27 protein-coding genes and 1 pseudogene are annotated in these 24,393 nt (G+C 56.6%); 4 read left to right on the forward strand and 24 right to left on the reverse strand.

All coding sequences use genetic code 11. The annotated features are described in order from the left end of the window. Positions 1-89 precede the first annotated feature (89 nt). The 10 genes from HDE75_RS01470 to HDE75_RS01510 form a co-directional block, all read right to left on the reverse strand. On the reverse strand, positions 90-524 hold the full coding sequence (locus HDE75_RS01470) for a superoxide dismutase family protein (RefSeq protein ID WP_260178629.1): 435 nt from the start codon (positions 522-524) through the stop codon (positions 90-92). Continuing rightward, entirely contained in the window at positions 508-1,002 is a 495-nt protein-coding gene (locus HDE75_RS26655) for a hypothetical protein (RefSeq protein ID WP_260178630.1), read from the reverse strand. Before HDE75_RS26655 ends, HDE75_RS01470 begins: the two co-directional genes overlap by 17 nt. 739 nt (positions 1,003-1,741) lie before the next feature. Then, complete coding sequence (locus HDE75_RS01475) at positions 1,742-2,194, reverse strand: papain-like cysteine protease family protein (protein ID WP_183679321.1); 453 nt, start codon at positions 2,192-2,194, stop codon at positions 1,742-1,744. Continuing rightward, positions 2,194-4,389, reverse strand: a complete 2,196-nt coding sequence (locus HDE75_RS01480) for a hypothetical protein (protein WP_183679323.1) — start codon at positions 4,387-4,389, stop codon at positions 2,194-2,196. The genes HDE75_RS01475 and HDE75_RS01480 overlap by 1 nt, the downstream gene beginning before the upstream one ends. Further along, a complete protein-coding gene (locus HDE75_RS01485; RefSeq protein WP_183679325.1) occupies positions 4,386-5,195 on the reverse strand; it encodes a SagB/ThcOx family dehydrogenase in 810 nt (269 codons plus the stop codon). Before HDE75_RS01485 ends, HDE75_RS01480 begins: the two co-directional genes overlap by 4 nt. Before the next feature lie 30 nt (positions 5,196-5,225). Then, positions 5,226-6,557, reverse strand: a complete 1,332-nt coding sequence (locus HDE75_RS01490; protein ID WP_183679327.1) for a YcaO-like family protein — start codon at positions 6,555-6,557, stop codon at positions 5,226-5,228. Beyond that, the gene (locus HDE75_RS01495; RefSeq protein WP_183679329.1) at positions 6,547-7,722 is read right to left on the reverse strand and encodes a TOMM precursor leader peptide-binding protein; all 1,176 of its coding nucleotides are present in this window, start codon (positions 7,720-7,722) and stop codon (positions 6,547-6,549) included. The genes HDE75_RS01490 and HDE75_RS01495 overlap by 11 nt, the downstream gene beginning before the upstream one ends. 102 nt (positions 7,723-7,824) lie before the next feature. After that, positions 7,825-8,133: a hypothetical protein gene (locus HDE75_RS01500; RefSeq protein ID WP_183679331.1), complete on the reverse strand. Its 309-nt coding sequence runs from the start codon at positions 8,131-8,133 to the stop codon at positions 7,825-7,827. 418 nt (positions 8,134-8,551) lie between these two features. After that, positions 8,552-8,860: a putative quinol monooxygenase gene (locus HDE75_RS01505; protein ID WP_183679333.1), complete on the reverse strand. Its 309-nt coding sequence runs from the start codon at positions 8,858-8,860 to the stop codon at positions 8,552-8,554. Further along, positions 8,857-9,702, reverse strand: coding sequence for an SDR family NAD(P)-dependent oxidoreductase (locus HDE75_RS01510; protein ID WP_183679335.1), 846 nt, complete (start codon positions 9,700-9,702; stop codon positions 8,857-8,859). Before HDE75_RS01510 ends, HDE75_RS01505 begins: the two co-directional genes overlap by 4 nt. A 96-nt stretch (positions 9,703-9,798) precedes the next feature. Here HDE75_RS01510 and HDE75_RS01515 point away from each other — a divergent pair, with 96 nt between their 5' ends. Continuing rightward, positions 9,799-10,368 carry a TetR/AcrR family transcriptional regulator gene (locus HDE75_RS01515; protein WP_183679337.1) on the forward strand — a complete coding sequence of 190 codons (570 nt, stop codon included), beginning with the start codon at positions 9,799-9,801 and terminating at the stop codon, positions 10,366-10,368. 389 nt (positions 10,369-10,757) lie between these two features. On the opposite strand, the gene HDE75_RS01520 is transcribed toward HDE75_RS01515, so the two are convergent. Both HDE75_RS01520 and HDE75_RS27015 read right to left on the reverse strand, forming a co-directional pair. After that, the gene (locus HDE75_RS01520; RefSeq protein WP_183679339.1) at positions 10,758-11,360 is read right to left on the reverse strand and encodes a hypothetical protein; all 603 of its coding nucleotides are present in this window, start codon (positions 11,358-11,360) and stop codon (positions 10,758-10,760) included. Next, positions 11,360-11,902, reverse strand: coding sequence for a papain-like cysteine protease family protein (locus HDE75_RS27015; protein ID WP_409254923.1), 543 nt, complete (start codon positions 11,900-11,902; stop codon positions 11,360-11,362). Before HDE75_RS27015 ends, HDE75_RS01520 begins: the two co-directional genes overlap by 1 nt. A gap of 115 nt (positions 11,903-12,017) precedes the next feature. On the opposite strand from HDE75_RS27015, the gene HDE75_RS01530 reads away from it, so the two are divergent. Next, a protein-coding gene (locus HDE75_RS01530; protein ID WP_183753003.1) for an IS3 family transposase occupies positions 12,018-13,180 on the forward strand; the annotation gives its coding sequence in 2 pieces (ribosomal slippage) (positions 12,018-12,273 and positions 12,273-13,180; 1,164 coding nt in all). Positions 13,181-13,409: 229 nt separating this feature from the next. Here the strand turns inward: HDE75_RS01530 and HDE75_RS01535 are convergent. From HDE75_RS01535 to HDE75_RS01555, 5 genes and pseudogenes are all read right to left on the reverse strand, one after another. Continuing rightward, positions 13,410-13,739, reverse strand: a pseudogene (locus HDE75_RS01535) (helix-turn-helix domain-containing protein); the annotation flags it as partial. A 100-nt stretch (positions 13,740-13,839) separates the two neighbouring features. Next, the gene (locus HDE75_RS01540; RefSeq protein WP_221291734.1) at positions 13,840-14,130 is read right to left on the reverse strand and encodes an ABC-three component system middle component 2; all 291 of its coding nucleotides are present in this window, start codon (positions 14,128-14,130) and stop codon (positions 13,840-13,842) included. After that, a complete protein-coding gene (locus tag HDE75_RS01545) occupies positions 14,127-15,215 on the reverse strand; it encodes an ABC-three component system protein (RefSeq protein ID WP_183676549.1) in 1,089 nt (362 codons plus the stop codon). The genes HDE75_RS01540 and HDE75_RS01545 overlap by 4 nt, the downstream gene beginning before the upstream one ends. After that, positions 15,212-16,207, reverse strand: coding sequence for a restriction endonuclease (locus tag HDE75_RS01550; protein ID WP_183676548.1), 996 nt, complete (start codon positions 16,205-16,207; stop codon positions 15,212-15,214). Before HDE75_RS01550 ends, HDE75_RS01545 begins: the two co-directional genes overlap by 4 nt. A 71-nt stretch (positions 16,208-16,278) precedes the next feature. Then, positions 16,279-16,644: a HigA family addiction module antitoxin gene (locus HDE75_RS01555; RefSeq protein ID WP_311735050.1), complete on the reverse strand. Its 366-nt coding sequence runs from the start codon at positions 16,642-16,644 to the stop codon at positions 16,279-16,281. Positions 16,645-16,963: 319 nt separating this feature from the next. Between HDE75_RS01555 and HDE75_RS01560 the strand changes: the two genes are divergently transcribed. Next, the gene (locus HDE75_RS01560) at positions 16,964-17,347 is read left to right on the forward strand and encodes a helix-turn-helix transcriptional regulator (RefSeq protein WP_183676689.1); all 384 of its coding nucleotides are present in this window, start codon (positions 16,964-16,966) and stop codon (positions 17,345-17,347) included. A gap of 14 nt (positions 17,348-17,361) precedes the next feature. On the opposite strand, the gene HDE75_RS01565 is transcribed toward HDE75_RS01560, so the two are convergent. The 7 genes from HDE75_RS01565 to HDE75_RS01595 all read right to left on the reverse strand — a co-directional run bounded on the left by HDE75_RS01565 (position 17,362) and on the right by HDE75_RS01595 (position 23,778). Next, positions 17,362-17,886 (reverse strand): helix-turn-helix transcriptional regulator, encoded by a 525-nt coding sequence (locus tag HDE75_RS01565; RefSeq protein ID WP_183676547.1) that lies wholly within the window; start codon positions 17,884-17,886, stop codon positions 17,362-17,364. Positions 17,887-17,890: 4 nt separating this feature from the next. Continuing rightward, the gene (locus HDE75_RS01570) at positions 17,891-18,166 is read right to left on the reverse strand and encodes a hypothetical protein (RefSeq protein ID WP_183676546.1); all 276 of its coding nucleotides are present in this window, start codon (positions 18,164-18,166) and stop codon (positions 17,891-17,893) included. Between the two features lie 59 nt (positions 18,167-18,225). After that, complete coding sequence (locus tag HDE75_RS01575; RefSeq protein ID WP_183676545.1) at positions 18,226-19,482, reverse strand: tyrosine-type recombinase/integrase; 1,257 nt, start codon at positions 19,480-19,482, stop codon at positions 18,226-18,228. 300 nt (positions 19,483-19,782) lie between these two features. Further along, positions 19,783-21,393: a glutamine-hydrolyzing GMP synthase gene (gene guaA, locus HDE75_RS01580; RefSeq protein WP_183676544.1), complete on the reverse strand. Its 1,611-nt coding sequence runs from the start codon at positions 21,391-21,393 to the stop codon at positions 19,783-19,785. 69 nt (positions 21,394-21,462) lie between these two features. Continuing rightward, complete coding sequence (gene guaB / locus HDE75_RS01585; protein WP_183676543.1) at positions 21,463-22,923, reverse strand: IMP dehydrogenase; 1,461 nt, start codon at positions 22,921-22,923, stop codon at positions 21,463-21,465. 134 nt (positions 22,924-23,057) lie between these two features. Beyond that, positions 23,058-23,354 (reverse strand): RnfH family protein, encoded by a 297-nt coding sequence (locus HDE75_RS01590; protein WP_183676542.1) that lies wholly within the window; start codon positions 23,352-23,354, stop codon positions 23,058-23,060. Continuing rightward, a complete protein-coding gene (locus HDE75_RS01595) occupies positions 23,347-23,778 on the reverse strand; it encodes a type II toxin-antitoxin system RatA family toxin (protein ID WP_183676541.1) in 432 nt (143 codons plus the stop codon). Before HDE75_RS01595 ends, HDE75_RS01590 begins: the two co-directional genes overlap by 8 nt. 93 nt (positions 23,779-23,871) lie before the next feature. Here HDE75_RS01595 and smpB point away from each other — a divergent pair, with 93 nt between their 5' ends. Further along, entirely contained in the window at positions 23,872-24,321 is a 450-nt protein-coding gene (gene smpB, locus HDE75_RS01600) for an SsrA-binding protein SmpB (RefSeq protein ID WP_183676540.1), read from the forward strand. The last annotated feature ends 72 nt before the right edge of the window (positions 24,322-24,393 follow it).

The raw sequence follows: 24,393 nt of genomic DNA on the forward strand, positions 1-24,393 counted from the left end.
GGGGATCGGGCCGCCAGGCGCCGGCGCGCCTTATTGCAAAGGAAGCATCGCTGGCGGCAACCTGAGCCGCCGCCAGTGATCATCTGGACTTATTTCAACGCGATCACGCCGCAAGCCAGGCGGGCGCCGGAGTTACCGGTTGGCTGGGTCCGGAAATCGTCTTCGCTGGCGTGTACGATCAAGCCACGGCCGATAATGCTGTTGGCGGCGCCTTTGTCCAGCGAAATCTGGCTCACAGGAAATGACGTTTTCAATTCCGCACTGCCATTCATATCCGCTTCCAGATTGCCGAAATCGCCGTCATGGTGCGCGCCGCTGACCGGATTGCCATGCTGCGTTCCGGTCGGATTAAAGTGCCCGCCCGCACTCAATGCATCCGGCGAGCTGCAATCGCCTTTTTCATGGATGTGGAAGCCATGCCGGCCAGGCGACAAGCCGCCGATACTGGCCGTTACCCAAACCCGGCCATCCTTTTGCTCAAAATGGACGCTGCCGCTGGCTTCACTGTCACGCGTCGGCTTCATGACCGCATCGGCAACCAGGTCGCCCGGCGTACTGACAGATGGAGTAGTGGCGCAACCCGCGATAGCGACAGCCGCAGCACTCAAAATAATAAGCGAAATATATTTCATGTAAAGTACTCCCGAAAAGGTGGCTAAGATGTCTCATATAGGTTTTATAGCGTTGACTAGCATGACTGACCCTATGCGAAAAACTTACCAGGCGCAGCCATGGCCTAATGATCTCACCTTTTCGGTTCTTGAATAATGAAGGATTTTTAATCGCGCGCCCATCTTCGATGTCGGCCATACCGGCATGCATGCCAACACTCTTGCCACTCTGAAAAATGGCTGCGTGCGACCTCAGGTGGCATTGTTTTTGGGCAAGCGAGGAAGATGGCGTTATGCCATTTTTCGCCATCAAATTAACATAATGGATTATCAACTTGATAGCGAGATAGTCTTGAAGACGCAGGCGGTCGTTGATGTCGATGAACGACATGGAAACTCTACGGAAAATTCGCTGCGCTGCTTGTCACTCAAAGGGGACTTACTTCCCTTAACTTCAACGCATTGCACTTTTAAAAGATGACCATTTTCTCTTGAAACTACGCAAGGTCAAGTCCTGATTGCGCCACTTCGCTCAGATTACCTGCAAGCAGCCGACCGGGGAAAGCATAAAGCCTTCCCCAAGGATCGCTCGCCAAGTTTTTCAACTAGTTGTAGAACTGATTGCGACTTAGCTCCTGTGTTATCGGCAAATCAGTGGCACTTTCGCATCCAGCTTGAAAGCATCGATAAGTGTGGTGCGCGCCTTTGGTGTTGATTCCGGTGGTGTGGGGCGATCTCCTGCTTCGAGCAGTCACTGTTTCTTCTTCATGAGTATCTTCCGGGGAACATTGTCCCTATTAGGATGCCCATGAAAACCGGACTAGCTCAGGACTAGCTCAAACTGACCCCGGCTTCGCACTGACCCCGGCTTGTTTGGGCGACTGTCAACCACCAGCAGTGAAGTATCGCATCAATGGACCATTGACGGCTATGGCGTCGGGATCAAGAACTATGGGATATCGAGGAAGACCTGGCCGGCGGGCGCCTGGTCGAACGCCTGGAGCACTACGCCTGCGACGATATCGACCTGCACATCGTGTATGGCCGCCGCACTCACCTGCCATTGCGGATGCGGGTATTCATTGATTTATGATGGAAAATATCTGAACCGTCAGACGCCTTGCCGATGGCTACGCAGGGATCCGGCAGTAGGTATGCGACCATGCATAATGCTCGCGATAGGCCGACGCAAAATCCACATAGGAACAACGCGATGCCCCATGCAGCGGATCGGCGATCATTAATTGTTGATCGCCATCGATGCCGTGCACGACCAGCAAATGCCAGCCGATAAAAAAGCGCGCTGCCACCAGCACCGGATGGCCCTGCTCCAGCTCTCGCTGTATCGCTCCGGGCGCAATACAGCCTTCCTGCTCCCGATAGCGTAACCCCGCATGCTCGAGCGCATCCAGCGGAGCACAAACCTGGTCGTAATTCTCCCCCAGAAGGGAGCGGGCAAAGCCGATCTGATCGATCGCCTGGCGCGGGTCGTAGAAGCGCTTGAGCGACACCGCAATCGCGGCCCAGCACAGCAGGCTGCCCTGCTGCGGCTCCATCTCAAACGGCAAAATCAGCCTCTTCATTACAACACCGACACCAGGCGCTTTTCCGCCATGCTGTTAATCAGGCGCCAGCAGCTGTGCGCATCGATTCCCAGCGCCGTCCCTGTTTCAGCAAAGGTGGATGGCGTACGCAAATGCTCCATGCAGCGCTGTTCATCCTTATTTAACGCGAGTGGTTTCAAATAGCGCTTGAAGTGCACCTGCCATTGCTGCGGGCCGACCCGGACGTAATTAATCGCACGGCTGCTTTCGATGCGAAACCCGTCAAACGTCTGCAAACTATTTTCATCGATCCGGTAACGCTGGCCTTGGCACAGCAGTTCCGGAACCTGCCACTTGAGGCACGCCCACACCAGTTCACGGGGCTGTTCGGCGAGTTCAATACCCCACTGCGCATCGGTGAACAAGGTACGGAATAGCTTGAAATCAACTTGCGGGAAATCGGCAGCCAATACCCCCAGCACCTGCCGGTTAAGCAAGCGATAGGCCGGGCCGGTGAAAATCGTTTCCAGGCGTTCGCCCTGCCCGGTAGCAAATACGCTCCAGCCGGGCTGGGCGAGACAAATTTCGGCGCGCGATGCGGCATCGATGCGCTGCAGCACAATCGCTTGCGGCAAAGGAGAGACACTACGTCCGACCGCCTTGACCGCGACCAGCAGCTGCTCACTGAGCACCACCGAGATTTTTTCGACATCGGCATCCTGGTTCGACAGCGGCATCCCAAGGATCGCTTGCGCCACCCGCGGCGCCAACGCTTCCGGCATCGCGTTCGAGAGCCAGTGCAGGCAGGTACGCAGCCAATACATCAAAGCTGTTTCAGGCGAACCACGCAATGATTCCAGCTGGGCATAGCAGAGGTTGGTGTATAGCAAATCGCTTTCATTGCGCAACTGAAAATTAATGAAGAAGGCGCGGTTGTAATAATGTTCGGCCTGTTCAAGATCTCGGCATTTCTTGAAGATACGCGCCTGGTTCAGGCTATTGATGTAGATCAGGTGCCAGTCCGGGTCGGGTAACTCGGTCAACTGGCGCTCGATTTCATTTTCAAATGCCAGTGCTTGCTCGACCTGCCCCAGCCTTAATTGATTAAGCGCTGAAATATTCAATAAATACAAGTACAGGCGCCGATGCTGCACCGGGTCCAGGTATTGCCGTGCCAACGCGAAATACTGTTCGGCCAACGCAGCCTGCCCGCTCATCACCATGCCCCATGCCTTGCTTTGGTAAAGCGAAGCCTTGACTACTGGCGGCAGCGTATCGGCCGGCAGCCGGCCTTGCGCAGCACGCAGGAAATCCATCAAGGCAATCGCAATATTTTGCTTTTGCGCTTCCACCAGCGCCGCCGGCAACGGCGCCAGCGCATCCTGGGCTATGTGGTCCAGTATCCGCAACGCCAGGCCATACGCCCCTTCGGCAAATCGCAAGTCCGCCTGACGCTGCAGGAAGTCGACCTCCTGTCGGCCATCGCGTAAGACAAAATACACTTGCAGATGCTCGCCGATGCCAGCCGGAGCGGCGCCACCTGCTCGCGGGTCACGCCAGTTCGGCGAAATAAACAGTTTGCCATTATGTAGCTGCAGCACATCCATCGCGCGATACTGGGCTGCCGCCCAGCCTGCGTCGGCCAGTCCCGGTACTGGAAAGGCTACGGTTGGGTGACTTGGCGCTACAGCGTCGTTCTGCGGCACCAGTTCCAGCCCGGCCACCTGCGGTATAACAGCATCCGACTGCAAGAGCACGGCAAGCTGGAAACCATAATGCGGCGCGGCATCTTGCAGCAGCTTAAGCAACTGCAGGTTTTCACTACCCCACTCGTGCGCTCCCAGCGGTGCGGCCAGCAGCAAATGGGACACGCCGCGCTCGCGCACGGCGGCCACCAGAGCGCAGGCCAGCGCATGGGCGCGCATGAAATTACGGTCGCCCTCGCTTTCATTGTCGATCAGGATGCCAACCGTATCGGCATAATGATCGATATCGGCGCCGTCCGCTGCCAACACTGGCTGGATAGGCTCCGGTTCAGCCAAGTCCAGTTGCTGGCCCCATTCGCGCGCCAGGCCATGGCCGCGCCAGGCGCCCAGCGTCAGGTCCGCGCATATGCACTGGCGCGCCGGTTCGGCGATTCCCATCGACCGCCACAATGCCTCGAACGACTGCACCCGCCAGGCGGCGATGCGCCGTGGACCGGGACCGCGCACAATTCGTACCGGCGCCGTCATGCCGCGTCCCCCTTGCAGATGCCGGTCATGTACAAGATCGAGTGGTTAATACCATCAATGCCCAGCAATTCATCGATGGCACGGTCATAAAATCCACCGATGTTGATCACTCCCAAACCCAGTCCAGTCGCCGCCAGGTTGAGATTTTGCGCCACATGTCCCGCTTCGAACAGGGTGAAACGGTAGCCCTTGTTGCGGTATTTAAAAATTGAGCGCTGGAACATGCCGGTAATAAAAATTACCAGCGACAAATTATCGGCCAGGTGACTCTGGAACTCCACCAGTCCGGCGGCGATATGCGTGGCGTGACTGCCCGGCTTGAGCAAATGCACGGCGTTCAGTGTAGGCGAGTAATGATACAGTCCCGCCGCCAGGCCCTCGACCTGCCCCCCATTGTGAAAATACAGTTCCAGCGGATACAGTGCGCCACCGGAGGGCACGGTACGGAACGGCCGCGGCGCATAAGGATTATCTTTATTGTCGCGTGTTTCGCCGTAGGCCAGATGCAGCAGCGTGCGCAGCTGGATCAAGTCAAGCGGCACCGGGCGGCACTCGCGCGGCGTGGCGCGGCGCTGCATGATGTCGGACAATTTCCCGGTGATCGGCGCCAAGGTGGATGGCAAGGCAATCGGCACGGCATTCTTGTACGGCAGCGACTCGTACAGATTGGCCATTTCATCGAGCACCACCTGGTTCGGCAGCGCCATATCGTAGTGGCCTGTCTTGGCGCTCTCATGAAACTGCTCCCAGCTCATGGCGCCTGAATCGGCGTCGAGTTCGAGATTCTTCCAAAGCGTGTGTAACATCGGCGGCCCTTTGTCAGTGTCGTATATGCTTCATGGAAAAGGATGCGGAAATGGATAATCGCCGCTGGCCTGATCAAGGCCGGGAAAACCCAGCTGCTGCGGCACGCGCCATAAACGCTTGCCGCCCAGCGCGCGGTGGTGGTATCCCATGAACAAGGGGTGATAGCCGGGAATCAGCGCACGCACAGCGACCATGCCCAGCTGGCGCACGTCGGCACTGGTGATGTCGCACACCAGCGCGCGGTAACCTGTTTCCCCGATGCGTTCCACCAGATGAGCCAGACTGGCCTTCGGCGTGCCCTTGTCGAAATTTTCCATGTCGCGCCAGTCGCAGCGCTCACTGGACGAAAACAGGAATTCGGCATGCTGCGTCATTTCGGGATTGGTCCAGAAGTTGACGTGATCGACCTGCCCGGCGATATTGTCAAATTCCGGATCGGGTTCAACGGGCGGCACTTCTCCCTTGATCTGGAACGCGTAACGCTCGGTATGCGCCAGTTCTTCAAGTGCCTTGCGGATCGCCTCCTCGGCGCTCAGTGCGGTCGACGCCGCCACCACCATCGGCAGGAAATGGCCGTGATGGCGCGCCACCGCCATTACCGACGGCACCCCCGATTCATTGCGGATATCGATCAGGAAAACCCGGTAGCCAACCTGCTCGAAGCGCCGCAGCAGGTCACGGTTGGCGGCCGACAGCGTGTCCTGGCAGATCTGCGGACGCGACAGGCGCGCCTGCCAGGTGATCGAAAAACAATCGCGTTCGATCACTTCGCACAGGCCGCCGATCGATGCTTCTTCGAGGCTGCAATGGCAAGACAGGCCGGTCGAAATCGGCTGCGTGATCGGTGTCTCGTCGCCGTTTTCGTAAAAAAAGTACGGCACATACACCATTGCCGCAGGCACATGCACCGTGCTTGCGCGATGCAGGTCGGTGGCTGGCACCCAGCGCACCCTCGATGAATTGAGGAAGGGATCGAACATGAAATGCGCATATTCATGCTGCCTGTCCGAGTACAACGCAAACTCGGCCGGTTCGATGCAATCGAACCGCGCCTCGTCATAGGAAGCCAGCGCGAACTCCTGCTTGTCATAGATCGCAGCACAATAGCGCTCGACCGCCTCGCCCACCGTTTTTGCCAGCGCCATTTCGCGCGTGATGGCGGCACCACCGCCAACGGCAAAATTGCGGTACTCGCCAAATGCCTCGGTATTGCCGGCGTTACAGCTATAGCGGAAAAAGCGCGGCGAATCGATCTCGACCGGATGTTCGACCACATTGCCAACCAGTCCCACCTTGTTATCGACAATGTAGTCCAGCGCATGGCTCAGGCGCGCCAATGGCGTGTTCAGTTCAATCTTCATGGTGGCCCACCGTCTGGCGAATTTCGTCCCATGCATCGCTGGGTGTCAATTGCTTACGGATATTGACCAAGGGCATGGTCGCCAAGCCGCTGCACACGGGACACCGTGGCGCTTTCAGTAATTTACGGCGCGTCATCGCGCCGCCCAGCAAGTCCACCTCGCACAGGGTGCCGGTTTCCCACTGGATGTTGGTCTTGAATTTCAGCAAATCGAACTGGGCAACGGCAGCCAGCATGTGCATCATGGACTGATGATAGGCCGCCACTTTTTGACCGGCAAAGGCATGCTTTTCGGTCAGGCGTTTTTCCGAAAACTGGTTGCTGTGGGAGTTCTGGCGTGCCTTCAGGCAGGCGAAACAGGCCGTCTCGCCAGGTATCACCAGCGGACCGGCATAGCCGACCATGTTTTGCAACACCGCAGGATAAAACACCATCTTGTTCGTGACAGCGAACTCATTCCACCGTTCGATCAGGTAAAAACTGCCGAACTCCGAGGCGGCCACGACAAACCCGAATTCGCCTGCACCGGCGCGGCCGGCCAGCAGCTCGTCTTCGTCGATGAAGCGCTGCCGCTGTTGTTGCCAAAAGGGCGAAATCAACTGGTGCTCATCGTTAAACAGCGTGATATTGCGCAACATTGGATCGTCGAGCACGGCATAGTTTTCCAGGCCTTCCGCCAACATCGCCTGCAACAATTTTTCATTCAGCAGATTGACGCCGACAAACAGCCATCGACGTTGATTCAAGGCCGCCGCGACCTGCTCTTGATGTTGGTTAAAGTGCCAATAAAAAACATCTTGAGCAGATTCCTGTCCGTCATTCTGATGCGCGCCGACTTCGTGCTGCGGCAGCAAGAAACGCTTCTTGCGCAAATACTCCAGCAAGCTACCGATCAAAGGCCGGGCCGGCGCGGCAAATAATTCGAGCAACTCATCGCCGCTGCAAGGACGCTGCAGCAGGGCCTTCTGTATCACACGGATGATTAATAGCGCATTACTGTCCGGAATTAACACTTGCTCAAGTCCACGCTTAAGTATCACGCCATCATCTTGCTCGATGATTTGTATCGGTAACAGGATCAACTTTTCATTCATATCCGTCCCTGAATTTTGCTGATGAATGGACACTACAGCTATCAGCACGACACATTGCGTAGCCGTTCCCATGCCACGCGCCGCATCGCGCGGATAGCAACTTACCCCGGACAGTCGCGGGTCCCGATATGATTCAACAGGTTTAATGACGTGGGATGGCCGCGACCGGGCCGATCAGGTCGGGCGGATGACCGAGACGGCGGTGCAGCAGCAGGCTGGAGTGCAGGTGCAGCAACAGGAAGAACCAACTACCGGCGCGTTGGCAGAGCCGTGCAGGCTGTGTTTGCTGAATGCTTCTTCTATCGAATTCAAGTCGCGCACGTTGAGTTTTTCAGTGCGGACTGTATGGTTCTTCCATGCCAGCGCATACAAGTCGCCTTCCAGCAATTGCTTGGCGTTGGCGGATAGAAGAGAGGCTGCTTTACTGTCAAGCAAGTTAGTAATCGGATTGTTAAAATTTTCCACCTGGGCAAATGAACTCATAATTTGAATCTCCTGTAAGAAGTTTAAAAAATGATTGGGTCTTACTCAGTAGCCATTGGCAGCACCTTGAACCCTGTCCAGCATGGCACGCCAAATATCATCCTTCAGTGACGAATAAAACCCGGATTCAATATACACCGATGTAACAAAATTACATTACGCCCTATCAAGAAAGTCGAGATAGATTCACGCCCCCTCAGAAATTTCCACATAACTCATTGATTTTTAATGCAATAAAATATAAAAGAAAATAAACTGGCAGCTTGTCACATGCGCGTGATGCATAAAGTTATACCAGTAAGCATCGATAGCAAATCGCTAGCCGCTAGCTTCTCATCGCGTCTGCCAGCACGCATGCACCGGCAGAGACGCAGGCCAAGGCGCTCGCTGCCTGCGCCTTGATCCAAGCCAGGCTTGCTTAATCTGGCACGACAAGTTCGCGCTCTGCGGCAATCTCATAGAGCTTGATCGAGAAGTGCTTCGCGCGTGGCAGGTTGCGTTCCTGAAATGCTTTCAGACCGGGTGTGCGCAGATGGGCATTGAGTGCGGCTTCGTCGCGCCAGCGCTCGAGCACGGTGGCGTGGCCGGTCTCCAGGTCGTCGAAGGCCATCGCGTAATAGAGGCAGCCGTCTTCCAGGCGGGTCGCGGCCTCCAGGGCCCGGACGTCTGCCAGGATCTCCGCCAGGTAGCGGGTGTCGAAATCGACCTGCCCTGCAACGATAATCATGCTTGATCCCCTTTTGGTTCAATGCGCATGGCGGCCAGCGATACGTCTTGCCACTCGTCCCAGGTCTTCAGGCGCTCGGCGTAGACGTTTTGCACAAACGGCAGCAGGTTGCCCAGGATCAGCCGCAGCGGCGGCTGTTCCGCATCGACCAGTTTCAGGATCGCCGCGGACGTGGCTGCCGGGTCGCCCAGCGAATCAGGCGTCAGCATGGCGGCGAGTTGCTCGCGTACCCCATCGTAAGCGGCAATCGGCTCGGCATTGCGCACCGATGTGCTGCTGAGGAAATCGGTGGCGTAGCCGCCTGGCTCGACCAGGCTGACCTTGACGCCGAACTCGGCCACTTCAGCCGCCAGCGCCTCGCCGATGGCTTCCACGGCGAACTTGGTGGCTTCGTAAATGCCGGCGATCGGCACGGCCACCACGCCGGCCACGCTCGACACCAGGATGATGTGGCCCCGCCCTTGTGCACGCAGTAGCGGCAATGCGGCTTGCACCAGGGACAGGGTACCGAAGACGTTGGTCTCGAACACGGCGCGCGTGTCTTCGACCGTGGCCTCTTCAATCGCGCTCATGTAGCCAAAGCCTGCATTGCTGAGCACCACATCGAGCTTGCCAAAATGGCGATGGGCTTGCGCGACGGCAGCGAAAACGCCGGTACGATCAGTGACATCGACCTTCAACACCAGCAGCGCATCGCCATATTGCTGCGCCAACCCGGCCAGCGCCTGAGGATCGCGGGCAGTCGCCGCCACCTTGTCGCCACGCGCCAGGGCCGCCTCTATCCAGTGGCGGCCAAAGCCGCGGGTTGCGCCAGTGACAAACCATACTTTTTGCACAGCCATGTAAATCTCCTTGCAATTTTACATTTAAAATAAAAATGTAAATTTATTCTGATTTACAATCTGTGTCAATCTGTTCAAAATATCAAATTTGCGCACATGACTGAAATCCACGAGGCCACGCTGGCCCGGCGCCAGCAAATTGTCGCGGCAGCAACGGCCACCTTCCTGCGCTACGGCTATGCGCGTACGACGATGGGCGATGTGGCGCGGGCGGCAAACATGTCACGCCCGACGCTGTATGCGGCCTTCCCCGACAAGGAGCAAGTGTTCGACGCCGTCATCCGAGGCCTGGTCGAAACCAAGATCGCGCAGATAAGGCAGCAGCTGGCAATCCTGCCCAGCATTGCCGAAAAGCTGCGTTGGGCCTGCACCTCCTGGGGCGTGGAAGGCTACGAACTGGTGCGGGCCAACCCCGATGCTCGGGATGTCTTCGACCTGGGCTTTTGCGCCGTGCGCGACAGCTACGACGTGTTCGAGAAGCTGGTGACCGACATCCTGCAAGAGCAATGGCCGCGGCAAGGAGCAGTACCCGCCCTGCCCGATGCGGCGCGCATGCTGGCTGCGGCGATCAAGGGATTCAAGGACCTGGCCAGCGATAGCGATGAATTGCGGCGGATGATAGCGTCGCTGACGGACATGGTGGCCAGCCAGCTGATGGCAAAATGAAAAAGCCTGCGGCAAAGCGGGCTTGGTGCTGTTTTACGACCTGCAATTGCAATTGCTTACGCAAGCACGCGAGTGGCTCAGTTTTCAGTGCAATTTCGCATCCCAGATTAATGAATATGATTGGCGATTACTGCATCCGTGCTGCTCGGCTGAATTTCACCGCCTTCAACTTTACCTCCAGCGCCGATTATGGCGCGGAACATCACAGGTGCTGCTGTGCCTTTTGACGTATCAAAGCCGAAAAACTGGACGTTGAGCGCATCAGGCAGGCAAGCTACATGAAAATCGGACTAGCTCAAACTGACCCTGCCTTCGCGTTTAGGAAGTTGATTAATTCCGAGTCCCCGTCCTCCGCCTGACTATCCAGGAGGTGACCCGACTAGTAGTCGTCAATAGAATTCGTTTATAAAGTCAGGCAGCGGGAGTTCGACGAACTGAGCGTTAAGTCTTTCGTGAAAATCGGAATGCCCGCTGGACAGCGGGCTTAGAGGTACAACACGATTCCCGTGGAGCAATAATCCTACTTGCCCAGATCCAGGAATCTTGAGAATGCCGAGACTAGATTTGGCCTTGGCAAATTGAATAAGTCTTCGTGCCCAGACAGTTGGCACGTTGTTCAAGCCGAGAAGGGAAAATCCTTGGTTAAATGGCCTGACATTCGCAAAGACACAAAACTGCCCGAGTGAACACGAAAATTCTATGATCAGCATCCTCGATCCATCTTGGCCAATTAAGACAGGCCTGTTGGATTGACTAGGCACCTCGAAAGCTTTCTCGTACACAAAAAAACTTCTCTCGTATTCGCTACCGCGGTCGATGGTGAGCATAGCTTGGCTACTACGAATATACGCATCTACCGTGCCGATGGTGAATTTTTCGACATTAGATTTGTACCCCATCTGTAATAGCAAGTCTGCGAAGATACTGGAAAGCAGTTCTTCTTCCTCGAATGCGCTCAGGCGCCAGCGGTTTATTCTTGTCGGGAAAACCATTATGCAACCACCCAACTATCTTGCCAATCACCCCACCGATTTAGTTCGAATAGATCCATAGTTTTGTGACCAGTTGATGGGTCCAGGATGTTCAACATCGGATCGGCGTTAAACAAGTTGCGTTCGATGCCAATTATCAGAAAATAGTGCCCTACTGACTCTCCTCTGAACTTGATGAATGCCATAACAGGGTGGTGATTTCGCAGCGCTGCGTGAAGGTGGTTTCGCGATAAGCTGTTGTACTCGCGCCGTGTGTCTCTATATCCCAGCTTCACCCAATCAGCCAAGATGTCGTCTACTGGCCGCGGTTTATCGCAAGATCCTTGTGGGCGATAACAATGGCTGCATTTTTTTGTTTGCAGACGCACATATCCGCAGTGCTCTTGCTGCTGGCCAAGTCGATGGCTGTCAATCATTTGATAGCAAGCAACCCAGCACGTATTGTCACTTACCTGACGAATTAGTGGAATGGCCAACCTTGACGCCTCTTTTCGCTGCAAGAACTCCCTGATAGTTTCGAAATTTAATCTTATGCTTGCCATTTTACAGTTTGAGGTAAGTTAGTCGGCTGATTGTAGCTGGATCGCTAGGGATGTAGTGGTTTAATGTACCCGGACACTGATTTAGGCGAGAATGCTCGCCATGGAGAGGTGTTTGATGAGCAAGCAAAGACGTACGTTTTCCCCTGAGTTTAAACAGCAGGCGGCATGCCTGGTACTGGATCAAGGATATAGCCATACTGAGGCAAGCCGGTCGGTCGGCATCGGCGAATCAGTGCTGCGCCGCTGGGTGCAGCAGCTGCAGTTGGAGCGGCAAGGCATCACGCCGCAGAGTAAGGCAATGACGCCTGATCAGCAACGAATACAGGAACTCGAAGCACGCATTGAGCGTCTCGAGCGGGAGAAGTCCATTTTAAAAAAGGCTACCGCGCTCTTGATGTCGGAAGGGATAGAACGTACGAGGTAATCGATCAGATTTGCGGTAACGAATCAATCGAGTTGATCTGCGCGGTGTTCGACGTAGCGCGGTCATGCCTGTATGCGTATCGGGAGCGCGCCCGGCACATTGATGTTGAGCGCATGGCATTGCGTAGCCGCGTGCACGAGCTGTTCGTCGAGAGTCGCAGTTCGGCGGGAAGCCGCAGCATCATGGGTATGATGCGCGAGGAAGGCGCGGCAATTGGCCGCTTCAAAGTTAGTCGTTTGATGGAAGAGTTAGGGCTGGTCTGCAAACAACCGGGCAGGCACGCCTATAAGCAGGCCACAGTGGAGCGGATCGACATTCCGAATCACCTCAACCGAGAGTTCACGGTGGAAGCGCCAAATCAGGCCTGGTGCGGCGATATCACATATATTTGGGCGCAGGGGCGATGGTATTACTTGGCCGTGGTGTTGGATCTGTTCGCTCGCCGAGCAGTGGGCTGGGCATTCTCGCTACGACCCGACGCCGACCTTGTTGTGCAAGCGCTGGAAATGGCTTACGAGCAGCGAGGTCGACCGCAGGGGCTGCTGTTTCATTCGGATCAAGGTAGCCAGTACGCCAGTCGAAAATTCCGTCAGCGTTTGTGGCGCTATCGGGTACGACAGAGCATGAGCCGTCGGGGAAATTGTTGGGATAACTCCCCGATGGAACGGCTCTTCCGCAGCTTCAAAACTGAATGGCTGCCGTCAACTGGTTACATGACGACACAGGAAGCACAACGGGACATCAGTCATTACCTGATGCACCGGTATAACTGGATACGGCCACATCAGTTCAATCACGGATTGGCACCGGCCGTCGCCGAAGAAAAACTTAACGTAGTGTCCGGGATGGGTTGACCACTACAGGAAGCGCTGATCAATTCGCTTTCTTAGCGAAATTAACGCGACAAATGGTCGAACAGTAAGTCGATCAAGCGTATTTTCGGTCGATTTGACGCGATGCTTCGCGTCTTTCGGTCATCAGGACGCACTACCGGATTCGCTGATCGTAAAACGCCTGCCAGCCAGCAGCAAATTGGTGAAGGCGTGTTCGTTTGCTGGCCGGATTGACCCTCTCAGTTTGACCCTCCCTCCAGGTTCTCGCGAACGCCGCGACTCTGTCGTAAGACCCCTCGAATCCCAATTCCTTCAAGTCCTCATGGATCTGTTTCAGCGTACGCCGCTGCTTGCGTGATCGCGCCGCCTCGGTCTTCAGGAGCGCAGAAAGCTGGAACGCATATTTGTCGATGGCGCGGGTAGAGCGCCGCTCAGAGTAGGCTGGCTCAATGGTTTCCGATCGCAGATAGCGTCGGACGGTGTTTCTAGAGATGCCCAAACGCCTGGCGATCTCTCTCAAAGGGACCTGGTCGCGAATGTGCCAGCGTCGAATAATGCCTAGTAATGCCACGTCGATCACTCCAATTCCCCACTCAATGTCATGAGCAGGATTGTGTCTTATACGTGGGTCAGTTTCGTGTGCAAATTATGCGGTGAAGTGGGTCAGATTTAGCTGCAAATCAACATCCCTCAGGTGTAATTTCACGCTCCACTAGGTCACGGGTCATCATCAGAAGCAGCGATTGCTCAACCAATTTTCGGCGCACGAGCAATTCAGCCGAATGCATCGGTGTCGGAGGGTGCAGATTATCCGGGCCGTCAATATCTCCTGTGTGGACAAGAAGGTAGTCAAGTGCAACAAGCCGCTGAAGGTCATAGGTCTGCGGATAGGCCGCGCCAAGAATTGAGACAGCGCGGATTCCGGCCTCAAGTGGGCCATTGAAGGTGATCGGCTTATGTTCTTGGCTCATGATTTTGTCCACCGAATACGCTCCTCATTAACTAGTTGGTGGCAGATCCCGTCTCTGTCCTTGGGGTTCGTACAAGTAATGAGGGCATTTGCCGTTATCTGCATATCGCGGGCTGCTTTGGTAACCGCGCAGACCTTCTGGTAACCATCAACGTGATTCCCGTCGTGCGTGTCGATAACGCCATCGTGAATATCGTCTAGTAAGGACTCGAAGGTGCCTGGTGGCACGCTATCTCGCGCGAAGACACGCAGGGACTCTGCCTCATAGAACGCTTCGCGCTGGCGGCGGAAATGATCCTTGAGCTTTGGCATGGACAGCGCAGAAGGGTCGGTCACGGCCATTCCCGTATGTTCGCCGTACGCGCCAAGCAACTGTGTCACATAGCGGCTCTCGGTTGCAGCGACTTCCTGAGGTGGCTTTTCGGATGCGGGCCGTATTGGTAATCCACCGCCGAAGCGTGCTGCGTGAACGGGCGTGGTTCGGTGATCACCAACAAGCTGGAGTGCCGTCTTTGCATCGAAGATTGAGAAATCGAAGGCGTCCACATAGCTTTTCAGCTTCGAGTCGAGCAGAACTTCTTGCGTAGTAGTGATTGCAGCTTTCACGCTCTTGTCCCAGTTCGCAATCAAATCCTCGCGCAGCTTTGTCGCATTCGAAAATAGGCGGCTAAGCGACGTGCCAGCGCCACGCGGCGAAACAAAATAGTAGCGACGGGGAACAGTGTATTCACCGTTGTACGAGTACCAGATGACCTTGCCAAATTCAGACCAGACATCGCTGGGTCTGAGTGCATGGTCATAGTGCTTACATTGGTAGTTGTCCCATACGCCCATGAGGCGTTGATCGTCACAAAAGCCGGCAACGTCGATTCCCATGTCGCCGGCACCTGAGAAGCGTTGGACGTGGTCGTACTCTGCCGTGAGGCAGTAGTAAGCCCATTCCTCAACGAAATCTTCCCAATCGTTTGGCGAGTATGTCAGCAGTCTTTGTTGCGGCGGAATAACGGGGCCGTTCGAAACTTGTGCGGCAGTGACGACGATCGTGGGAGTTAGCGGCTTCTTGATGTCCTCCCAGTTCGTCGTCATGACATACCCCGCTTCTGGTCCACATGAGGGCGGAAATACGGGTTCTTATGTATCTGCGCCGCTTGGACTTTCTGTGTCAAGAATTCCGCAAGGTCCGCCTGCTCGTCTAAAAGATGCACGATTTCCTGAAGTGTCGAGAGTATCAAGACCTTGTGTTGCAAAAACTCACGAACCGTATGAATTGCTGGTTCGGTATACCCGCTGGCGGAGATAAAGATGCCTCGAGCCTCGGCGCGCGACATGAGGCGAATAAGATGCTCCGAAATCTCGGGCTTTCCCACCGGATCGCGATACCACTTCATTTCAACGAAGTAGAGCGCGCCGCCAAGCTCAACCACGCCATCGATCTGTTCAACTATCCCCTCACCGGAATTGCCGACCAAGTGGAAAGCTTTGTGGATGAGAACACCATAAGCTTGAAAGAGATTGTTGAGCGCGGTCTCCAACATCTTGCCGCGTTCCTGCGCCGTTGCCGAGGTACCAAACAGCGCATACAAACCCTGCTTAGCACTCTCGATCTTAGAAGTGCGCTCGCGCTTCTCCGCTACGATTCGCTGCGTCTCTGCCAGCCGCGCTTGCCGCTCTTCTTCGCGAGCATTGTTCATACGCGTGAAAGCGTCCTTCTGATTGACGACTTCGCGGATGCTGACGACAAGACCTTTGGCCTTGAGATGGTCGGCGGGCCAGCATGAATCGAAGCTCGCAAAGTCCACCACGCGTCGCAGTACCTCACGCCGCTCGCGAAGGGCAGATTCTCCCTTCGCGTTGAGGCGCTCAAGCACAGTGCGCACCATTTGGTACTTGTTGACATCCTTCGGCGCACTACTCAGGCGAGCGGAAATGTCCGAGGTCATGGCATCGGACACCCCTGCGCCACGGAAGAACAAAAGCACATCCTGCTTTGATCGATTGAGCAGCGGGACTGTATCCACCAGAAGATTGAATAGCTCCGGTGGGTAGTGAAATGTGATGTCTGCTGAGGCATCAGTCATGCAATGCGCTCCTTTCAAAGACACCAATCAACTCACAAAAATTCCTGTTGTCCCCTGTCATAAGTTCTTTCCTAAGCGGTCTTCGCCTGCTTGTTGGCCTTCCGGCTGCTAACGGTCGGACAGGTAGGGAGAGACTTGATGGCTCGTCCCGACTCAGCTTCCGCCAATTCCAAGTCGCACCTTGTTTGCAAGTTCATCCAGAACTGCGGCGCATCCCCGAACCAATGGGCGAGCCTTAGCGCCGAGTCGCCTGTGATCCCACGCTTGCCTTGGATGATCTGAGTAATCCTATTCGCAGGAACACTTAGCTGGCGTGCTAGCTCAGTCGGCGACACACCAAGGGCTTCAAGCCGCTGAGCGAGAACTTCACCTGGTTGTTCGACTACCGCAGTCATAATTGCCCTCGAAATAAACAGGCCGTCATCTACTAACCCCATACTTTGTCCGCGCCAGGGTGCAGATTATGACGATGTACGTCAATCGTACATTACTTTTGTTTACTTGGATACTCAGTGCGCTCAGATTCATAAAGCCTGGAGATGTTCGGATCAAAGCCGCATGACTGCACCTCAACACGAGGCCTGGCTCGCGCATTTGACGGAACCATTCTGCGGAGCATCGGCATGAAAAAGGATGCCACTTCCGAGAGTTCACCTTTTCGAGCTGCAGCATGATCGCACTGAGTTCGCCACGCTACGCCGCAGCAAGTTGTTCCGATAGATGCCGAAGCTCATCATATCTCCACGCAACGTGCTCATGGAGTTCAAAGTGGAACAGTCACCGCAAGCATCCAAAGCGCCCGACATCAACACTGAACAATCCCTTCCCTTTCCGGGAACGGAAGCTTATGAGGCGCTGTCGCAATTTCCGAAGCGCAGCCCCCTCCCCTTCCGGCGCACCATCCGCCGCCAAGAACTGCGGCAGATCGTCCCTTTGGCCGAAACGACGATTTACGAGATGGAGCGCCGCGGTGAGTTTCCGCGTCGCTTCAATCTGACGCCGCGCTGCGTCGTGTGGGACTTGGCCGAAGTGGAAGCGTGGATCGAGGCACGCAAACAAGCTCCTCGCGGCGGCGTCTCGAAGCCGGACGTCCGCCTAAGAAAAACCCGCCCCGTTCGGGCGGACTTGGGCGAGGAATGAGACGGACCACGAGTTCATCCAACCAGGGCTTTCAGTTCCTCGGAACCCGAACGCGCTAACCGTCTCCCTTCCTTCGCCACGTTGACCTGCAACGCTACGCTCGCTACCTCCAACATATCCTCGGTCAGCGAGTAGCTGCCCTTGGCCTGCAGCCAAGCCAGCACGTCCGCCAAGTGCCAGATCGACGCACTGCCCTCATGCACCGGCGCGGGAAAGCTGCCTGGATGGGTCAGCATCAGCTTGCGCATGTTCTGTCGCGACACACCGATCAATTCCGCCACATCGGTCAAGCCAACCAGATCCGGGGCAACCTCGATCAAGGTGGCCGAGGGGACGGCCCTGCGCACGTCGACCAGCGCGCTACGCACGGCCGCGTCCGCGTTGTCCGCCTCGCGTGTGAATTCCAGAGCCAGCCGCCCGGGCTGACCGATCCCAACCAAGGCATCATCGCAACCGGCCTCGCCTAGACGCTCGACCAACGCATCTGGTTCACAGTCATCGTCGGCGAGCTGGTATTTCAAAGTGAAGATGTATTCCATCGTGCTACTCCTCGACACGGTCGGCCGCATCCTGTTGCTTGCGGTGCGTAGTGCAGTTGTTAACGACGCGCCGCAAGGCGCGTGCGTGGTTGCCAGGGTTCTTCGGCGTGCTCCATACCGACGTGATACAGAACTCGCCACAGCGGCACTCCTCGTCGTTGTACGGACAATAAATCCGCCCCCAAGCGTGGCCACCGCCGACATCGACGCGCCAGCCCTGTTCTTCGGCGTGCTTGAGAGCTTCCTCGACCTCTTTCTTCGGATGAGGGGAACGGGCCATCAGTTATCTCCAGTATGGGGATGAATGGTTTGGTTGTCAAGTGACAACCAAACACCCGTTTAGGCCATCGCACTCAGTGCCGGCACCACCACGTTCTCCGGCATCAGCTTGGGCACGTAGGTCTGCCCGTCGATCCAGGCGTCAACCATGTTGGCCCACTCTTGCAGCATGTGGCGCCGCTGCTCGGCGTACTCGGCCTTGTTGTAGATAGACCGCGATGAGCGTCCATCCTCGTGCGCCAGGCACTTCTCGATCCAGTCGCGGTTGAAGCCGATTTCGTTCAACAGCGTCGAGCCAGTACGGCGTAGGTCGTGGACGGTGAAAGGCTCCAGCGGCAGACCGGCAGCCTTGGCCCGCTCCGCCACGATCTGCGTCACCCGGTTCAAGGTCGCGTTCGACATGCAGCGGTCGGAGTCGTAGCGCGACGGCAGCACGAACTTGGAGCCAGCGGCGCAGGTGTGGAGCGCCACGAAGATGTCGAGTGCCTGGCGCGAAAGGTAGACCACGTGGGGGTTGCGCCCTTTCATCCGCTGCTTTGGGATCGTCCAGGTCGCAGTCTCGAAATCGACCTCATCCCAGGTAGCTTGGATCAGCTCGCTCTTGCGCACCAGCGTCAGCAGAATCATGCGCAATGCAAGCCGGATGGTCGGATAGGTTGCTACCGATTCCATCTGCCGCGCCGTCAGTCGAATCTCCAACGGCGACAAAGCGCGATCCTTCGGCACGAAGGTCGCAATGGAGGCTGCACCCACACCCTCCGCCGGGTTGTCTACATTCTCCCCGTGCAGGATGGCAAAGGCATAAACCTGCTTCACGATGTCGCGGACGTGTACCGCAGTGGCAGGGGCACCGCGCGCCTTCACCTTGTTGCACAAGGCACGCAAGTCATCTGCGGTGATTTCGTTGAGTTGCCGGTTCTCGAAGGCCGGCAAGATGTCTCGATCGACGATGCTCTTACGCATCGCCTTCGTGCTGTCGGCCATACGCGCACCCGCGAGCCATTTCTCGGTCATTTCCCCGAAGGTCTTGGCGGCGGTCAGCCGGCGCTTCTCGCGTTGCTTTTCCAGCGCGGGGGACTTGCCCTGGGCGACCGCTTTCTTGGCGTCGATCAGCTTTTCCCGGGCGAGTGCCAGCGAAATGCCGGCGGCTCCGTAGCGGCCGATGGTCAGCGTTTCGCGGCGGCCATTGAGACGGTAATCGTAGCGGAAGGTGACGGTACCGACGGGCGATACCGTCACGTACATCCCATCCCGGTCAAAAGCCTTATAAATCTTGGACTTAGGCTTGAAATTGCGCAGTGCAGTGTCGGTAAGCATCGAGGTTTTCCTCCTGTTGTGACGGCGTTTTACCGTCAGGGGTCAGGAGACCCGCTGATGCCGGGAAAGCCGCGTAGAACAAGCTTTCCCGAGGAGACATTTACCGTCAAAGACCGGTTTGGTCTGGATAGTAAACGGGAGGGTCTTAATCGAGCCTGCGGTTCCTACCGCCACTTCTACCGCCAACCTGTTCCGCTGGCCGGCGATAGCCACCGATAGCTGCCGCGACGTATTTCCTTATAAATCAACACGTTTCGGCGGTTTTTCGATAGCTGACGATAGTCCCCGAAGGACCTTAAATCACTCCCACTCGATGGTCGCAGGCGGCTTGCCGCTGATATCGTAGACCACGCGGTTGATGCCGCGCACTTCGTTGATGATGCGGTTCGATACTTTGCCCAGCAGGCTGTGCGGCAAATGTGCCCAGTGGGCCGTCATGAAGTCTTGCGTTTGTACCGCGCGCAAGGCCACCACGTATTCGTAGGTGCGGCCGTCGCCCATCACGCCTACCGATTTGACTGGCAGGAACACGGCGAAGGCCTGGCTGGTGGCTTCATACCAGTTCGCTGGCAAGGCTTCCGGGTCGACGGCCTGGCCGGCAACGAATTCGTATGGCGTGTTGCGCAGTTCTTCGATGAAGATGGCGTCGGCGCGGCGCAGCAGGTCGGCGAATTCTTTCTTGACTTCACCGAGGATGCGCACGCCCAAGCCTGGGCCCGGGAATGGGTGGCGGTAGACCATGTCGTGTGGCAAGCCCAGGGCGACGCCCAGCTTGCGCACCTCGTCCTTGAACAGTTCACGCAGCGGTTCCAGCAATTGCAGCTTCATGGTGTCTGGCAAGCCGCCCACGTTGTGGTGACTCTTGATGGTCTGGCCTTTCTTGCCCTTGCCGGCCGACTCGATCACGTCCGGGTAAATCGTGCCTTGCGCCAGCCATTTTGCGTTGACCAGCTTGCCCGATTCAACCTGGAACACTTCGACGAATTCACGGCCGATGATCTTGCGCTTTTGCTCAGGGTCGATCACGCCGGCCAGGTGGCCCATGAACTGGTCTTCCGCGTCGACGCGGATGACTTTCACGCCCAAGTTCTTGGCGAACATGTCCATCACCATCTTGCCTTCGTCCAGGCGCAGCAGGCCATGGTCGACAAACACGCAAGTGAGCTGGTCGCCGATGGCGCGGTGGATCAGGGCAGCTGCCACGGAAGAATCGACGCCACCGGACAAGCCCAGGATGACTTCATCCGTGCCCACTTGCGCACGGATTTTTTCCACTGCTTCGCTGATGTAGTCGGGCATGTTCCAGTCCGATTTGCAGCCGCAGATTTCATGCACGAAACGGCCGATGATGGCCTTGCCCTGCACCGTGTGCGTCACTTCCGGATGGAATTGCACGCCATAGAACTGGCGCTCTTCGTCGGCCATGGCGGCGATCGGGCAGCTAGGCGTGTTGCCCATCAGCTTGAAGCCTGGCGGCATGTCCAGCACTTTATCGCCGTGGCTCATCCAGACTTTCAACATGCCGTGGCCTTCGTCGGTAACGAAGTCGGCAATGCCGTTCAGCAATTTAGTATGGCTGCGGGCGCGTACTTCAGCGTAGCCGAATTCACGCACCAGGCCGTTTTCAACCTTGCCGCCCAGCTGGGCCGCCATGGTTTGCATGCCGTAGCAGATGCCCAGCACAGGCACGCCCAATTCGAACACGGCTTGCGGCGCGCGTGGCGAATCGCCTTCCAGCGTCGAATTATGGCTGCCCGACAAGATCACGCCGGCGGCGCCATAGTTGCGCACGAATTCATCGCTGACGTCATACGGGAAGACTTCGGAAAACACGCCAGAATCGCGCACGCGGCGGGCGATCAACTGGGTGACTTGGGAGCCGAAATCGAGAATGAGGATTTTAGAATGCATGGTAGGGACTTTATCTGAGGTCATTACAAAACCGGCGCACTAGGCGCCGGTCTGGTCTGTCGCTATAGCTTATTCAGAGCGATAGTTGGGAGCTTCTTTGGTGATCTGCACATCATGGACATGCGATTCGCGCATGCCGGCCGAGGTGATTTCCACGAATTCCGCTTTTTCGCGCAGCTCATCGATGGTGGCGCAACCGCAGTAACCCATCGATTGACGCACGCCGCCCACCAGCTGGAAGATGATCGCCAGCACGCTGCCCTTGTAGGCGACGCGGCCTTCGATACCTTCAGGCACGAACTTGTCGGCCTTCATGGTGGCGTCCTGGAAATAACGGTCAGCCGAACCATCGGACATCGCGCCCAGGCTACCCATGCCGCGGTAGGATTTGTAGCTGCGGCCCTGGTACAGGATCACTTCGCCTGGTGCTTCTTCCGTACCGGCAAACATGGAACCCATCATGACGGTCGATGCGCCAGCGGCCAGTGCTTTCGAGATATCGCCCGAGAAGCGGATGCCGCCGTCAGCGATACATGGCACGCCCGTGCCTTCCAGTGCTTCCGCCACGTTCGAAATCGCCGTGATTTGCGGCACGCCGACACCGGCGACGATACGCGTGGTGCAGATCGAGCCTGGACCGATGCCGACCTTGACTGCGTCAGCGCCGTATTCGACCAGCGCCTTGGCGGCAGCAGCGGTAGCGATATTGCCACCAATAACTTCCACTTGCGGATACTTGGTCTTGATCCACTTTACGCGGTCCAGGATGCCTTGCGAGTGGCCATGGGCAGTATCGACCACCAGCACATCCACGCCAGCAGCAACCAGCAGGTCGATGCGCTCTTCATCCTTGGCGCCCACGCCGACGGCAGCGCCGACCAGCAGTTTGCCTTGGCTGTCTTTCGACGCGAACGGGTGCGAAGTCGACTTCTGGATATCTTTTACGGTGATCAGGCCGCGCAATTCAAAGTCGTCGTTGACCACCAGCACGCGCTCGAGGCGGTGCTTGTTCATCAGGCGCTTGGCTTCATCGCGGTCGGCGCCTTCGGTGACGTACACCAGCTTGTCGCGCGGGGTCATCTTGGCGCGCGCTTCGGCGTCGAGTTCCTGTTCAAAACGCAAGTCGCGGTTGGTAATGATACCGACCACGGTCTTGCCTTCGACTACAGGGAAACCGCTGATGCCGTATTGTTCGGTAAGGGCGATCACGTCGCGGATTTTCATTTCTGGCGGGATCGTGATCGGATCGCGCAGCACGCCGGCTTCGAAACGCTTGACGCGGGCTACTTCACGTGCCTGGTCTTTCGGGTTCAAATTCTTGTGGATGATACCGATGCCGCCTTCCTGCGCCATCGCGATCGCCAGGCGGGCTTCTGTCACCGTATCCATGGCTGCGGACAGCAAGGGAATATTCAGGGTGATGTTGCGGGTCAAGCGAGTTTTGAGGGACGTATCGGCAGGCAGAACGTTGGAGTAGGCTGGGACGAGCAGCACGTCATCGAATGTGAGTGCTTTTTGAAGTAGACGCATAGCATTTCCTATTGGCGCAAAAACAGATTATACAGCAATTCCTGCCCTCCGTCCTTGCAGCATAGAAAAGATATTAGGAAATAGCAAAAAAATACTGTATAAGCAGCGCAGCAAGGCAGCGACCTGCCCCGCACCTAGGCTTTGGCAGGCTTGCTACCCACCCGACGCCGTCGCGCCTCTTTCGGGTCCGCCAGCAAGGGACGGTAGACCTCTACCCTGTCATGCTGGCGCAATACGGTATCGAGAGTCTTCTTCTTGCCATAGATGCCGACCATATTGACTGCCAGGTCGATGCCGGGCACTTGCTGCAGCAAACCGCTCAGTTTCACAACCTGCTCCACGGTCGTGCCCACAGGCACGCTCAAGGAGCGCAGGAAGGCGTTATCGGGCAAGGCATGACAGACTTGCACCTGGATGCTGGCCTCAGCCATAGACGGTCTCCGCGCGCTTGCAGAAGGAATCGACCATGCTGTTGGCGATCATGCCGAACACGGGGCCGATGATTTGCTCCAATACACGGCTGGAAAACTCGTAGTGCAGGTCCAGTTCGATCTTGCAGGCATCGTCGCGCAAGGCTTTGAAGGTCCAGACGCCATCAAGGGTCTTGAAAGGACCGTCAACCAGCTTCATCTTGATCGACGATGGTGGCACGTTCTCGTTCGACGTGGTGAAGCTTTGGCGCACGCCGTGGTATTGTATGCCCACGCTGGCGACGACCGTATTCTCGCCGCGTTCGCGCACTTCCACTGCGCCGCACCAGGGCAGGAATTTGGGATAATCTTCCACCGCCGCCACCAGCGCGAACATTTGTTCGGCGCTGTAGCCGAGAAAAACTGATTTATGTACTACTGCCATTGAAGAACCATTTGCTATGATGTTGGATACATTGGATTTTATCGCGCTTGCGCGAGACAGTAGTTTAACCGACCCGCGCACATTTACCATCTCATGACCATAGCAGACAACAGAAAAGCATTCCACGACTACTTTATCGAGGATCGCTACGAAGCCGGCATCGTGCTCGAAGGCTGGGAAGTCAAAGCCATTCGCGACGCCCGCGTCCAGATCAAGGAAGCCTACGTCGTCGTCCGTGGCGACGAATTATTCCTGTTCGGCGCCCATATCAGCGCCTTGCCGACCGCCTCCACCCATATCCACCCGGAAGCCGTGCGCACGCGCAAGCTGCTGCTGCACCGCGCGGAAATGGATAAACTGATCGGCAAGGTCGAGCGCTCCGGCTTTACACTGGTGCCTTTGAACCTGCATTACAAGGGTGGCCGCGTGAAATGCGAAATTGGCCTGGCCAAGGGCAAGAAACAGCACGACAAGCGCGCCGCTGAACGCGACCGCGATGGTGCGCGCGAAGTGCAGGCGGCGATGAAGACGAATCGCCGCTAACGCTAAATCAGCTTGCCCATGCAGGCATTGCAATACTCCAAGCAACCCGGCTGCATGCCGGGTTTTATTTTG

Origin of the sequence: Janthinobacterium silvisoli, from assembly GCF_014200725.1 — a bacterium.
In the GTDB taxonomy this organism is placed as follows: domain Bacteria; phylum Pseudomonadota; class Gammaproteobacteria; order Burkholderiales; family Burkholderiaceae_D; genus Janthinobacterium.